Annotated in this window: 14 protein-coding genes, 1 tRNA gene and 2 pseudogenes; 8 read left to right on the top strand and 9 right to left on the bottom strand. The window is 34.5% G+C overall.

Annotation, left to right across the window (positions count from 1 at the left end):
• Positions 1 to 651: 651 nt before the first annotated feature.
• Both EV143_RS16740 and EV143_RS16735 read left to right on the top strand, forming a co-directional pair.
• Positions 652 to 1311 (top strand): sensor histidine kinase, encoded by a 660-nt coding sequence (locus tag EV143_RS16740; RefSeq protein WP_243739897.1) that lies wholly within the window; start codon positions 652 to 654, stop codon positions 1309 to 1311.
• Positions 1301 to 1945 carry a response regulator transcription factor gene (locus EV143_RS16735; protein ID WP_133509090.1) on the top strand — a complete coding sequence of 215 codons (645 nt, stop codon included), beginning with the start codon at positions 1301 to 1303 and terminating at the stop codon, positions 1943 to 1945. The genes EV143_RS16740 and EV143_RS16735 overlap by 11 nt, the downstream gene beginning before the upstream one ends.
• A 26-nt stretch (positions 1946 to 1971) precedes the next feature.
• Here EV143_RS16735 and EV143_RS16730 read toward each other — a convergent pair whose 3' ends face one another.
• Both EV143_RS16730 and EV143_RS16725 read right to left on the bottom strand, forming a co-directional pair.
• Positions 1972 to 2742 carry a hypothetical protein gene (locus tag EV143_RS16730; RefSeq protein ID WP_133509089.1) on the bottom strand — a complete coding sequence of 257 codons (771 nt, stop codon included), beginning with the start codon at positions 2740 to 2742 and terminating at the stop codon, positions 1972 to 1974.
• Positions 2743 to 2772: 30 nt separating this feature from the next.
• Positions 2773 to 3285, bottom strand: a complete 513-nt coding sequence (locus tag EV143_RS16725; RefSeq protein ID WP_133509088.1) for an adenine phosphoribosyltransferase — start codon at positions 3283 to 3285, stop codon at positions 2773 to 2775.
• 112 nt (positions 3286 to 3397) lie between these two features.
• On the opposite strand from EV143_RS16725, the gene EV143_RS16720 reads away from it, so the two are divergent.
• Positions 3398 to 3471: transfer RNA gene (locus tag EV143_RS16720), tRNA-Arg, on the top strand.
• Here the strand turns inward: EV143_RS16720 and EV143_RS16715 are convergent.
• Positions 3437 to 4741, bottom strand: a complete 1305-nt coding sequence (locus EV143_RS16715; RefSeq protein ID WP_243739896.1) for a recombinase family protein — start codon at positions 4739 to 4741, stop codon at positions 3437 to 3439. The two genes, EV143_RS16720 and EV143_RS16715, sit on opposite strands and share 35 nt — an antisense overlap.
• A gap of 26 nt (positions 4742 to 4767) precedes the next feature.
• Complete coding sequence (locus EV143_RS16710) at positions 4768 to 5433, bottom strand: IS6 family transposase (protein WP_133509087.1); 666 nt, start codon at positions 5431 to 5433, stop codon at positions 4768 to 4770.
• Between the two features lie 143 nt (positions 5434 to 5576).
• Between EV143_RS16710 and EV143_RS16705 the strand changes: the two genes are divergently transcribed.
• Together EV143_RS16705 and EV143_RS16700 are read left to right on the top strand one after the other, a co-directional pair.
• A complete protein-coding gene (locus tag EV143_RS16705; RefSeq protein WP_133509086.1) occupies positions 5577 to 5984 on the top strand; it encodes a response regulator in 408 nt (135 codons plus the stop codon).
• 12 nt (positions 5985 to 5996) lie between these two features.
• Positions 5997 to 7121: a sensor histidine kinase gene (locus EV143_RS16700; RefSeq protein ID WP_166638175.1), complete on the top strand. Its 1125-nt coding sequence runs from the start codon at positions 5997 to 5999 to the stop codon at positions 7119 to 7121.
• A 249-nt stretch (positions 7122 to 7370) separates the two neighbouring features.
• Here the strand turns inward: EV143_RS16700 and EV143_RS16695 are convergent, their stop codons facing one another.
• From EV143_RS16695 to EV143_RS16675, 5 genes and pseudogenes are all read right to left on the bottom strand, one after another.
• The gene (locus EV143_RS16695) at positions 7371 to 8009 is read right to left on the bottom strand and encodes an MEDS domain-containing protein (protein WP_166638174.1); all 639 of its coding nucleotides are present in this window, start codon (positions 8007 to 8009) and stop codon (positions 7371 to 7373) included.
• 38 nt (positions 8010 to 8047) lie between these two features.
• Positions 8048 to 8533, bottom strand: coding sequence for a hypothetical protein (locus EV143_RS16690; protein WP_133509083.1), 486 nt, complete (start codon positions 8531 to 8533; stop codon positions 8048 to 8050).
• A gap of 187 nt (positions 8534 to 8720) precedes the next feature.
• Complete coding sequence (locus EV143_RS16685; RefSeq protein ID WP_133509082.1) at positions 8721 to 8885, bottom strand: PTS sugar transporter subunit IIBC; 165 nt, start codon at positions 8883 to 8885, stop codon at positions 8721 to 8723.
• A complete protein-coding gene (locus tag EV143_RS16680; protein WP_133509081.1) occupies positions 8872 to 10362 on the bottom strand; it encodes a recombinase family protein in 1491 nt (496 codons plus the stop codon). The genes EV143_RS16685 and EV143_RS16680 overlap by 14 nt, the downstream gene beginning before the upstream one ends.
• A gap of 216 nt (positions 10363 to 10578) precedes the next feature.
• Positions 10579 to 11243 (bottom strand): annotated as a pseudogene (locus EV143_RS16675) (IS6 family transposase).
• 478 nt (positions 11244 to 11721) lie between these two features.
• Here EV143_RS16675 and EV143_RS16670 point away from each other — a divergent pair.
• From EV143_RS16670 to EV143_RS16660, 3 genes and pseudogenes are all read left to right on the top strand, one after another.
• A pseudogene (locus EV143_RS16670) lies at positions 11722 to 12479 on the top strand (MlaE family ABC transporter permease).
• 3 nt (positions 12480 to 12482) lie between these two features.
• A complete protein-coding gene (locus EV143_RS16665) occupies positions 12483 to 13256 on the top strand; it encodes an ABC transporter ATP-binding protein (protein ID WP_133509080.1) in 774 nt (257 codons plus the stop codon).
• 7 nt (positions 13257 to 13263) lie between these two features.
• A complete protein-coding gene (locus EV143_RS16660) occupies positions 13264 to 14196 on the top strand; it encodes an MlaD family protein (RefSeq protein ID WP_133509079.1) in 933 nt (310 codons plus the stop codon).
• Positions 14197 to 14252: the final 56 nt, after the last annotated feature.

Raw genomic sequence — 14252 nt, 5'->3', positions numbered from 1 at the left:
TAAATCTTTAGTTATTTTAATTTGGTTTTCGGTACTAACAGAATTTGTTGGCTATTACTTTACTTACTGGACGGGCTTATTAAACTATTATGTTTATAACTGTTATATGCTGGTTAGTTTTTCGGCTTACATTTTACTTCTCAGGAGTCTTTTAATCAAACAAAATAACAAAATATCAGCCTTTCTGTTTTTAGTCTTGTTTGTGTTTTCTTTTTTTCTAAACGTTATATTTTTCAAAGAAGACATTAATAAATCTTTTATTTATAGCTTTGCCGTTGGCGTTCTGGTAGTTATGATATTATCTTGCTTATATTTGGTAGAGATTTTTAATTCAGACAAAATATTGAACTTTAAAAAATCTGTTTTTTTCTGGTACATATTGGGCATATTATTATTTCATGTTCCTTTCCTGCCTTTTATGCTTGCCATAAAATGGTTTTTAATTAAACAAGACGACTCAATATTCAGTTTAGTATTGTTTCTTTTAAATTTTCTAACACACAGTTGCTTTATTATTGGATTTATATGGAGCGAAAAGAAATACAATTATTAGTAATTTCGTTAGGTATTGTTTTCTTAACTTTACTAGTGACTGTACTTGTCATATTCTTTTATTTTTTGAAGAAAAAAAACAACTATGTGATTGAAAAAATGGAAGCTGAACTTTATTTTCAATCAGAATTGATTAAAACCAGAATTGAAATTAAGGATCAGACACTTTCTGAAATTAGCAAAGAACTGCACGACAATATTGGTCAAATTGTATCTGTTGGAATTATGCAGCTCAACATGTACATCAATAGCGGAAAAGCAGTTCAAGTAAATGAATTACGCGATTTAAAAGAAATTTTAGCCAAATCACTTGACGAAATCAGAATTTTATCCCGAATTATAAATAAAGACAATTTACTGCAAAGCGATTTTATACAAGCCATAAAACAAGATCTTGAGCGCATCAAAAAGCTTAAAAAAATTCAGTACAAGTATACCCTTTCGGGAGAAATACCTATAATTAGTCAGGAACATGATTTATTTATATACCGTATTTTTCAGGAAGCTTTGCACAATAGTCTGAAACATTCTCATAGCGATATGTTTGAAGTAATTATTAAAACAACCAAAACTGTTTTTTGCCTAAAATTTAAAGATTTTGGAATTGGTTATGATCCGGAAAAGATAAATTCAGGAATTGGATTAAACAGTATGAAATTAAGAGCTAAATTAATTGGAGCCCAATTAATTATGAATTCAGACACATCAGGAACAACGGTAACCTTAGAATATCCTTTAATTAAATCCGATGAAAACTAAAAATAAAATTATTATTGTTGACGATCATTTGTTGTTTTCGCAATCGCTTGAACTTCTGATCAATAGTTTTAAAGATTTTGAAGTCATTAATCGTTTCGAAAACGGAAAAGTATTTATTTCTTATTTACAGGAAAATATTGATACTGAAGTTGATTTGATTTTATTAGATGTTAATATGCCTGTCCTGGACGGTATTAGCACCATGAAATGGATCAAGGAAAATATGCCGGGACTCAGGGTTATTGCGCTATCTGTAAATGATGACGAAGAAGTAATCATAAAAATGATTGCCAATGGCGCCAAGGGATATTTATTGAAAGATACTTCGCCGGAAATATTTAGGGACGCGATTAAATCTGTAATCGAAAAAGGTTTTTATTTTACCGAATTAGTTTCGGGAATGTTGGTTAAAAAAGCCAATGATGATTCTAAAAAAATCAATTTAAAAGAAAAAGAGATCGTTTTTATAAAACATGCCTGTACGGAAAAAACATACAAGGAAATCGCTTCTGAAATGTGTTTAAGCCCTAAAACAATCGATGGTTATCGCGAATGTTTATTTGATAAACTGGAAATAAAAACCAGAATTGGATTGGTTTTGTATGCTATAAAAAACAAAATTGTCTTAGTTTAAAATTCTAAGACAATTTTCGGTTCTTTTTAATCAAATTTGACTAATTTATCATTTGCCAAATCGTATTCGTATAAATTTCTGGTTTCATTATCCAGATACAACCATTGAATGATATTGGTATGATGTTCAAAATCATTAGAAATTCCTAATACATAATATGAACGACCATCTTTCTCTTTTTCTTCAATTGAATAACTTAAATCTGCATTCGGACTTTTTATAGCCAATTTTACAAGTTCATTTTTAGAATTGGCCAAATAATATTCAACTTGCTCGTAAAGATAATCTTTAAAATCAGCCGTTAATTCGTCTTTTTCAGAAGTATATTTTATTGGATTCTTATACTTTTTTCGAAATAAACTTACAGGGCCGTCTTTTACTTTTTTAACCGTAATAAGCCATTCTCCAAAACCTTGCTTCTCCCCTTCTCCAGCTTCATAAATGGTATCCATTTTCCATTCTACATCAAGTACATCACCTCTTTTAAACGGACGTGCATCTTCAAGATTTGTATAAAATGAAACTAATTTTTTATTCTTTTGAACTGTAAATAACGCATAATCACCATTGCCATCAAAATTTATAAATTCGACCTGATCAGAATACCTTTCTTCGGTTTTTAATTTTTCATTTGGTCTAAGATCACTAACTAAGTTTTCATTTGAAACAATATTGGTTTCTGTTACTTTTATCGAGTCCTTTTGAACTGTTTTGCCTAAATTTTCAGCCGTTATTTCCTTGTTTTCTTTACAGGAAAGTAATAAAACAAAGAGGGCTAAACAATAAAATGGTTTCATGTAGATTTGGGTTTAAGATCGGAGGGTTAATTAATAGGTTATGGCAGCAAATATAGGATTGTTCTTTATTTTATCCCTTCCGTTTAGGAAAGAAAGTTCCATTAAAAAATTAAACTGAATAATTTCTCCGCCAAGCTTATTTACCAATTCTTCAAGCGCTTTTGCAGTTCCTCCAGTCGCTAAAACATCATCGTGAATTAATACTTTATCTCCTTTTTGAATAGCGTCAATATGAATTTCTAATGAATCAGTGCAGTATTCTAATTCATACGAAGCCGAAATAGTGGTAAAAGGAAGTTTTTTTGGTTTACGTACCGGAACAAAACCGGCATTTAATCGATCTGCCAATAACATTCCGAAGAAAAAACCGCGACTTTCAGCTCCAACAACCTTATCGATTTTTTGTCCTTTTAAAGAATCGACTAGAATTTTTAGGCATTCTTCTCTTGCATTTACGTCATTTAATAGTGGCGTGATATCTTTAAACAAAATTCCTTCTTTAGGAAAGTCCTGAATATCACGTATATAATTTTCTAACTTCATTTTTTTTCACTTTTATGTTATTTTCTTCTTGTTTATCTCACATTTATACCTATATTTGCACCCGCAAACAGCGTTCACCAAAGGTATAAAAAATAGCTTAGTGAAAAAAATAGGCCTCGTGGCGCAACTGAATAGCGCACTTGATTACGGCTCAAGAGGTTACTGGTTTGAATCCAGTCGAGGTCACTACTCGGGACAAAAGAAAAATATCATCTTTTGTCCCGTTTTTTTTTGCCCGTAACCTGTTGTTTACCAGATAAATACAATTGACCATTTCGTTGACTCTAGCGGTTTTTATTTTGCTTTCGTGAAATGTAAAATTTTCGGGAAAAATTAAACCAATCATCTCACGAGAATCAGCTAAAGCGCCATTTTCAAAGGCTTCGCCGAGCTTTAAAAGGTTTTCTAATCCAGTAGTCGTTAACTGCTCTATACTTGCCCTATCTTCCTCTACATTTCCAATGTCTTTTTCCAGCTTACTGATAATTGCATTGTATTCAACTTTCATAAGATTGTAATCTTCAGCATCAATTTTTTCGGTGACCAATAAATTTCTGGCCACTGATAATTTTTTTTCATAAACTGCAATCTGCTCAATTGACTTCTTTTTTTCGCTAGCAATTACCCCGGTATGCTCTCTGTATCCTTCGAGCAGAACTACCGTATATAATTTCTTGACTTCCACTAGGGGTATAAATTTATTTAAATGTTCTTTAAATATTTTATTAGCTACCTCTGAGTTTATCCTCCATTTGCAGTCGTTAGTACAGTGATAATAGTAATAGAATTTACTCCTTCCTTTGCATTTACTGCCAGTTAACTTCTGACCACACTTTGGACAAAGAAAAAAGCCTCTGAGTGGAAAATTTTCGATAGTCTTAATTTTTGGTCTGTAGGTCCTCGCTTTACTGTCAAGAACGTCCTGTACCCTATAAAACAATCCCTCGCTAATAATTGCCTCATGCTGACCCGTGACCCACCTCTCCTCTTCATCCTTGTACTTAGGAACAACTATCTTTCCACAGTAAAGAGGATTTCTTATGATAAGCCATAAGTTATTCTTAGAGATACCATAACCTTTTTCTTTGGTCATTTGATAAATAGATTCAGTGCTAAAGATATTTTTCGCAATCTGTTCAAAAACCCATATAACTTTTACGGCTTTATCCGGTACAATGGCGATATACTTTTTCCCATCCTCTGTTATTTTATTGGCGTATCCATAAGGAGCCATCCCCATATGCCTTCCCTCCTTTTTGCCACGTCTAAGTCCTTGAAACGTATTCAGTGCTCTTCGATCATTCTCAACTTCAGGTGCTGCAAGATAAAATGCAAGCATCATCTTGTTTTCAGGTACTTGTTCATCCAAAGCATAAATTCTTGTAAAGTTAGTGATCTGAGTGGCCTGAACACCAATATCCAGAAAGAAGGGTTCTGTCACATCTGTCAGAATCAAATATAAGAATTTAAGTGATTTAAAAGTTAGCCCGCCAATTTACAGAATGATTTAAACATAGATATCCCTGGTTCAATCATCTGATTCTTTCTAAGCATATTCACAACTTCAATTCCGCTTAGAGTTCTCTTTGCAGATTCAAAACTTTTAAAACCTAATCCGTTTTGTATGCGCCACTTGATAAAACGATGGTCCTGTTCGACAACATTGTTAAGATATTTACATTGCCGAATTTTAATCTTTGAGAACGAGCGCTTGTTATAGACTTTGATAGCTGCTGTATTAGAACCGCTTTTATCAATGTTTATTACTCGTGGTTTGTAGTTATTACTAATTGCTTTAATTAGAAAAGACTGAGCACTCATTCTCTGTCTTTTTCTAGTCAAAAGAAAGTCAACCGTATTGCCTAATTTATCAACTGCCATATATAAATAACACCAAATACCTTTTACCTTGATATAGGTTTCATCCAATCTCCAGCTTGCCCCCACTCTAACCTTTCTCTTCTTCATCTCTGATTCAATGAAAGGTGTAAATTTATAAACCCAGCGTTGGATCGTAGCATGATCCACAATCACTCCCCTTATCTTCATTATTTCTTCAACATCTCGATAACTTAAAGTAAACCTAAGCTTGAAATATACCGCCTGCAGAATGACTGACTTTGGATAGCAATGACCTTTAGTATTCATTTTTTATTAGTTTTGAAAACCAAAGATAAAACTTAGTCATAGATGCGACAGAACCGAAGTGACTGGGCAGTCATTCCAACAAATGAAAAATTGAGCGATATGCAAAATTAAATTAGTAAATTGCATAGAAAAGTAATTCATTAATGGATACCTTAAAAATACTATTAATCGACGACGATGAGGATGACCGTGAATTCTTTAAAATTGCACTTGATGCAACTCAAATTCCAATGACATGCCTGACTGCTGAGCGGGGCACTATCGCAATCGATCTTTTGAATGGAGCTGATCAATCTCCTGACTTTATATTTCTTGATCTAAATATGCCGCTAATGTCGGGAAAGGAATGCCTTTTTTACCTGCGAAGTGTTCCTGCACATTCTGAGATACCGGTAGTAATATTTACCACATCATCATATAGCGAAGACATTGAAGAGTGCAAAAAATTGGGTGCGACAAACTTTTTAACCAAAACACCCGACTTAGACCATCTGAGCACAATGATTTTGAAGATACTAACAGGAAATGCTGAGTCATTTAATCTTATCTAAACGATGGCTGCTATGAATAATGAAAATAAATTACAGTCGTTTACCACTGAACAGCGCTACCACAGAATGGTTGACGAGGTACAGGACTATGCAATCCTTCTTCTGGATACCAACGGCGATATACAAAACTGGAATAAAGGTGCTCAAAAAATCAAGGGCTATACGGAAGAGGAAATATTGGGAAAGAATTTTAGCATTTTTTATCTTCCGAATGACATTAAGGAAGAACTTCCTTTCAGGCTTATAAGGGAAGCTGCCACACATGGCAAGGCAGCACATGAAGGATGGCGTGTACGTAAAGATGGTACCGCTTTCTGGGGCAATGTAGTGATTACAGCTCTGCATGATGATGAAAATAACGTAATAGGATTCACTAAGGTAACCCGCGATTTAACGGAACGGAAATTAGCTGAAGAACAGAAGGAAAGGGATGCCCAAAGCATCGAGATCCAGAACAAGCAGCTGGAAGAGTTTGCCTACGTAACCTCACATGACCTGCAAGAGCCAATACGTAAAATCAGAACTTTTATCAATTTGGCAAAAAAGAATTTAGCAGATGTTGAAAGCGTGGGCAGCTATCTGGAAAAGATAGATGCAAGTGCTGAGAAAATGGTAAGACTGATTAAGGACGTACTGACATTCTCAAGACTTTCACACGATCATTCTGAATTTACGGAGGTCGATCTCAATATAATAATTCAAAACGTATTGGCTGACAGCGAACTGACGATAGCAGAAAAATCGGCAGTAATTGAAGTTACGCAACTCCCAACTGTTAAAGGGATTCCTGTTCAACTGCACCAGTTATTTACTAACTTACTGAGCAACACTTTAAAATTTAATTATGGTATTCCAAAGATCAGTATCACAGCGACTACTATTGTTGAATCGGAAGCTGGTGCAAAAACTTATTCCGCACATATCCTTTCAGTTATTGATAATGGCATTGGCTTTGATCAAAAATACGCAGATCAGGCTTTCCAGCCGTTCAGAAGACTTTCAACTGAGTTTGAAGGAACCGGTATAGGTTTATCACTCTGTAGAAGGATAGTAGAAAATCATAAAGGTTCAATCCACGTTCATAGCGAACCTGGCAAGGGTTGTATCTTTAAGATCAAACTCCCTGCTTATAACTAGATTATTCTATTTCAATGATTAACTGAACAAATTTCCGATCCTACTTTCTATAGTTAATGCAAGAAAAAAGTAACATCATAAAATATCATTTAGAATGCTTTTTATGCTGCAAAACTGTTTGGCTTCGATAATATCTTATGTCTATGTTATTTTTGCTTCAATATCAGGTAACTGAGGGTAAATATTACTTTAAAAACAATATTTTATACTTTTTCGCATTCCTAAAGACTGAAGTAATTAGCAGGGCTTTTAAACTCCGACCTCAGACCAATAAATTTCTGTTGAAGGTCTGTTTTCACCGTCAATGATTTTAGAATGCGCCTTACAAATTTCTGAAATTGAGTCTGCATAGTTACGGGTGAAGCCACTTTTGGGATAGGCACAGTAGATCGAAAAATTGTCCATTGAATGTAGATTGTGCCATAAATTTTCCAGTCGCACAGTTGCACCATTATTACCCTGCTCCCATAGGATTGCCACCATTTCACCAAATGCTCGAACTTTTCTATCGTTCTTTCTTGCGCGTTTTAAAATCGCTGAAACGACATCGTTAAATAACTTTTCATCAGGCCAGCTATTCACCATAAATTTGGCTAATATATCATTAGCTTCGAGAGGAATGTATAAGTCATTTTTCATTAAACTTGCTAGATCAAAATTATGATTTATAAGTCTTTGCTGTAATTGGTCAAGATGGCTTTGCTTGGCAATAATCACAACACTATCACCTGAAAGAATACCACTTCCCGCAAATCCTTCCAGAGTGTTTAGAAAATGACCTTCATTTTCATAGATTTGAACTAAATGGTCCGAAGGGGCAATTTCTCCCCAAAACACCTGTATATTAGAATTCTTCCAATTATTTGCTTTAAAATTTGTATTTTCCATTATCATGATTTGAACCATGACAAGATACGGCTTCTTTTTTAAAACACACTAGTACCTGTATAACATTCGTAATAACTTAATGAGCAATGCATTCTACTTGAATTTTTAAGGGTTTCTGTCGCATCTGACATATAAAAACAGAAAGAAATATCAATACTAAAATTATGCTGCCAATTTACAAAATGATTTAAACATAGTTGTTCCTGGCTTAAGCATCTGATTTTTTTATCGACATATGTACCACTTCTATTCCTCCCAAGGTTCTTTTGGCAGAAATTACTATAGCCAAAGAAAGACAATTCTGCCTTAAGCATAACAATCTTTTCAAATCCTCCATAATATTTGTAGAATTTTATATTAGTGTAATGCCATAAACCAATTGAGTTTTTGTATTTTTTTTTCATCAATCCCAACAGGACATCCAAACCAAATTCATAAAGCCAATCAAAGACAGCTACTATTTGTAGTAAGCCAATCTCTTCAAATCTTCCAGAAAATTTATAGAAATTTGTCCCGTAGATCACTTAAGAGACAACTAGTAAATAGTTGTCTCTTTTTTTATGCACAAACATGTAGACTTTTCAAGTCTTAAGAGCCTAAAAATTGTGGTTCGATTTTTTCAAAAGAAATTCTTAGTCTGTTTGAAATAAACAGTCTAAAAGTGGCTTTATTAGAGATTTAATCGAAGCTGGACGATGGTTCGAAATCCCGTTAAGGATATAGGATTTTTTTCTCTTTTGGTTTATCGTAATTTTTTGATACTAAATATAGTAATTCCAAAATAATTTTAGCTTCCTTCTCATCTACCTGAATGCCGTTTTTGGAAAGAATAAAAACGGCTTTTTCTACTGAAACATTCTTCTCAATGAAATTCATTTTTTCGATTGGTTTTTCGGTTTCTTTTTTTTGATAATATTTTCAAAAATGCTTGATTTAAACCTAAAGATAAATCTCCTGTTTTGAAATTAATGTCTGTCGGTGGAATAAGATTTACAAGATGTCTCTTATCAGAGGTCTCAAATTCAGAAAATCTTTGAAAAATTTCGACTAACGCCTTCTCTTCTATTTGATTTTTTCTATCAATGGCTTTTAATTTAACAACAATATCTTGTGCTTCTTTTTTAAGATTTTTGGTACTGACTTGATTCTCTTTTTTTAATTCGTTGTAGTCATCAATTTTTAATATTCCGGCTATAAATAACTTTCTGCCTCGAGAAAGGGTCAGCTCTTCATCATTTATTTTTCTCTCTAATACTTTTTGAGAATATAGATAACTTGCTTTCTGTGTCTTTATATTTTGGTCTTCCAAAATTTTTTTAAATAATTCAACTGCATTCTTCGCGAGCATCAATTGTTGAAGTTTATTATGATAAAGGTCATTAAGAAATAATGCATTAATTCTCGTTCTACAGCCATTATGACAATGATAATATGGATAATTTTTTGATCTGCCTTTTGAAACACTTCCACTAAGTTTTCGATTACAAACAGGACAGATTAAAAAACCTCTAAGAAAAAATATTGATTGTAAATCATCTCTTTTTGCAGTAGTTTTTCTTCTTGTATTAATAATAGACTGAACCTGATTAAACAAGGACTCAGATATCAATGGCTCATGTAATGCTTTTACTACACCCTCTTCACCAGAGTCAAGTCTGACTGGTATAAGTCCGCAATAAACAGAATTATGTAAAATCCTGAAAAAGTGTGACCTTGAACATACTAATCCTTTATCATTGACTATTTTAATAATTTCCGATATTTTATGATCGTTCTTGGCAACTTGATAAAAAGCCCATTTTATAATTTCGGCTTCAGGCTCTTTAGGAGCGATACCTTTTTTACCATCCATCATTGTCAAATTAATAAATCCTAATGGTGCCTTGCTAGGATGTCTACCCATCAACTTTGCTCGACGAATGCCATTTGCTGTGTTTTGGGCTCTCCTTGTATTTTCTGCCTCTGGAACTGCTAAATATACAGCCAGCATAACTGTGCTTTCCGGCACAGAGAAATCAATTGGCTGATCAATAGCCTTTGCTATTGTTTTGTATTTCCGAAGCTTTCCAATCATTTCGTAAGCATATTCAACATTACGGCTAAATCGATCCCATTTGATAAATAGTATATTTTTATTTTCTCCTGATGATTTCTTTTTGATTTCTGAAAATAATTGATTCCATTCTGGTCTATTGAAATTCTTTGCGGAGAAATCTTCCCGATAAATTCCTTTGACTTCGATATCATAATATTTACAATACTTCAATAATCTGTCCTCCTGCTCAGGCAAGGAGTAACCTTTTCTTTTTTGTTCGTCCGTACTTACACGAACGTATAAATAGGCTGACTTCATATAATTAATGTATTTGTTGGCTCTGTCGCATCAATCAAAACAGAATTAACCAGAGAATAAAGCTTTTACTTTATTACTGCTCAAACTAGAAGTAAAAGGATAAATTTAAAAAACAATCTTTAGAAAGTAACAAGTAATCAAATAAAGTTTAATGAATTTTTTGTGGGTTCTGTCGCATCTGATAAAGTACAAAGTAATAAATCAAAGATTTGAATGTTATGCCGCCAATTTACAGAATGATTTGAACATACTTATCCCTGGATCAATCATCTGATTCTTCCTAAGCATATGCACAACTTCAATTCCACTCAATGTTCGTTTGGCAGATTCAAAATTTTTGTATCCTAATCCATTTTGTATCCTCCACTTTATGAATCGATGATCCTGTTCAACTATATTATTCAAATACTTACATTGTCGAATCTTAATCGTAGAAAATGAGCGTTTATTATAAACTTTTATAGCTCCAATGTTTGATCCGCTTTTATCAATATTTATTACTTTGGGTCTGCCATTATTATTAATTGCCTTAATTAAAAAGGACTGCGCACTCATTCGCTGCCTGTGTCTGGTTAGAAGAAAATCAATTGTATAACCAAACTTATCAACCGCTCTATACAAATAACACCAGATTCCTTTTACTTTTATATAAGTTCATCAAGCCTCCAGCTCAGTCCTACCCTATATTTCCTTTTCTTCATCTGTGACTCAATAAAGGGAGCAAACTTGTACACCCAGCGCTGGATTGTTGAATGATCAACCTAAACTCCCCGCATTTTCATGATTTCTTCCACATCTCGAAAACTCAATGTAAATCTAAGTTTAAAATAAACAGCTTGAAGTATGACAGATTTAGGATAACAATGACTTTTGGTATTCATGAACGATCTAATTTTAAAAACCCAAAGATAAATCTTAATAGTAGATGCGACAGAACCGGGCCGTAATCCTTACTGGAACTGTAGACAACTATTATAAAAAAAAACGGAAGCCGAAAATGCAGCTAAAAAAGCCGGTGGCGTAAAAGCGGTCGTCGAAAAAATTGACATACAAGATGCCTGACATTTCATTAAAAATGATATGAAATACAAATTAAACTTCCCTGAATATCTTATGGCATTAGGGATTTTTTTTACAATACTCTCAATAAAATGTAATGAGGGTCACTTCCGGCAATGATATCCATCATTTTTAAAACCATGATGATCCTCCACCTTTGTCTTAGAAATTATATTAAATATTTAAAACTAAAAGTATCATAACTCAATTTTATAGCGGTCAAGAGAAGAAAATTCACCTGTACTGAAATCAGGTCCTAACCCAATAAAATTGTTTTTTAAACTTATAATCTAAAGTATAATGATAGCCATCGTAAAAGAGCATCTTACACAGGCAGGAAATTTTTCATTGTTCATAGGACGTTTTTTTAAAGAAATTCTCGTTCCTCCTTTTCAAATCAATGAATTTCTTCGCCAGTGTTACACCATCGGATGTAAATCACTTCCCCTTGTAAGCATCACGGGTTTTATCATGGGCCTTGTACTGACCATTCAGTCCCGGCCGACTATGACAAAGTTTGGTGCGGAATCCTGGTTGCCGAGCATGGTTTCACTTTCCCTCATTAGGGAAATAGCCCCTGTGGTTACAGCACTTATCTGCGCCGGAAAAATTGCTTCGGGCATTGGCGCCGAACTGGGGTCAATGAAAGTATCCTCACAAATCGACGCTATGGAAGTCTCTGCCGTGAATCCCTATAAATATCTGGTAGTTACCAGAACATTAGCCACAACGCTAATGGTACCTTTGCTGGTTATTTTTGCTGATCTGGTTGGTATTTTCGGAGGTTATATCGGCTATAACATACACAATACCATTACAATGAGAAGGTACTTTCAGAAGTAATTGAACATCTGGATTATCTGGATCTTATGCCCGCAACGATAAAAACGTTTTTCTTTGGATTTTTTATTGGTGTGATTGGCTGCTACAAAGGTTTTAATGCCTCAAGTGGTACGGCAAGTGTGGGTCTTGCAGCAAATTCAGCAGTAGTAACCGCATCACTTTCTATTTTTATTGTCGATATGCTGGCCGTTCAAATCACCGATTTATTTTTTTAGACCATGAAAGAGCCCATCATAAAAATCAAAAACCTCTACAAAGCCTTTGGGAAAAACAAAGTACTCAAAGGGATTAGTTTTGAGGTAAACAAAGGCGAGGATCTTGTGATCCTTGGACGTTCAGGCTCGGGGAAATCAGTAGCCATAAAATGCCTGGTCGGCCTTCTGGATCCCGACAAAGGAAAAATGGAAATCCTCGGCACGGATATGACAAAACTTACTTATAAAGAACTTAATGAAATCAGGCTCAAGATAGGTTTTATGTTCCAGGATGGAGCATTATATGATTCCATGTCCGTTCGTGAAAACCTGACTTTTACCCTCAAACACCATACGCACCACCTGACAGAAAAAGACATCGAGCAGCAGATTCTTGAAGCCCTGGATAGCGTCGGATTAAAAGAGGCTATTGACAAAATGCCTTCTGAATTGTCAGGCGGGATGGTCAAACGCATTAGTCTGGCACGAACGATAATCATCAAGCCCGAAATTATATTTTACGATGAGCCCACTGCCGGACTCGATACCATTACAGCACAGGAAATCAGCGAACTGATCTTGTCGGTACAGAAAAAATACAAAACAACCTCCATCATCATTACCCATGATATGATCTGCGCCAAAATGACCGGAAACCGCATCATCATTATAAAAGATGGCTTAATCCATGCAGAGGGAACCTACAAGGAACAGGAAAACAATACCGACCCATGGGTACGATCATTCTTTTTTGCAACCAATCAATATGCAATGGGCCTTGACCCACTGTTTAAATAATAGCATCATGAAGAAAAAATCAGGTTATATCTGGAAATTGGGATTATTCGTTATTGCAGCTCTGACGATTTTTCTCGTTGCGGTTTATTTCATTGGCAAAAGCCAAAATCTTTTTGGTGATACCTTCCGTTTAAAAGCAAAATTCAAAAACGTCAGCGGACTAAAAAATGGCAATAATGTACTATTGTCCGGAATCACTATTGGAACGATAAAAGGTATCTCCTTTATTTCCGATTCTACAGTAGTGGTAGAGATGATCATCAGGGAAGAAGTGCATCAATACATTAAAACCGATGCGTGGGCCAGTATTGGCTCCGATGGGCTGATGGGCGATAAAGTACTAACAATATCTCCTAAAAACAGTCTTTCACAAGTGGTAAAAGACGGCGATATGATTGCCTCCAATGAAGCTGTGGGAATGGAGGATCTAATTGCAGGACTCAAAAAAAGTATCGACAATGCCCAGATCATCACCAAAGAACTTTCTGAATTCAGCTATAAAATCAATAATGGCAAAGGGGCACTTTCCAAAGTACTGACCGATGAAAATTTTGCAAAGAGCATCGATGTTACCCTGAAAAACCTAAAGGACAGTTCCAACGAATTTGCTGTTTTTACCAAAAAAATAAACGATAAGGACGGCACATTATCAAAACTCATGACAGATCCTTATTATGCCAACAGTATTAAAAAAACACTCTCCGGTTTCGAAAATAGTGTCACTGATTTAAATGTTTTTACTAAAAAACTAAATAGTGGAAAAGGCATCCTGCCCAAGCTGATCAGCGATGAAAGAATGGCCAATTCACTAGACTCAACTTTAACGAATTTACAAGCAGGATCTGAAAATTTAATTGAAATCGAACAGGCTGCCAAGCAGAATTTTCTGCTAAGAGGTTATTTGCAAATTCTGGCAAAAGTGAGCATGCCATTCCGGTAAAAGAGATCAGTTGATTCCGGTTTAAAGTGACCACCCTATTCTTGTAAAAGAGATCA

The sequence above is a fragment of the Flavobacterium chryseum genome (assembly GCF_004362015.1).
GTDB lineage: Bacteria > Bacteroidota > Bacteroidia > Flavobacteriales > Flavobacteriaceae > Flavobacterium.
The sequence above is the reverse complement of the archived record's forward strand: the minus strand, read 5'-3'. Positions and strand labels throughout refer to the sequence as shown.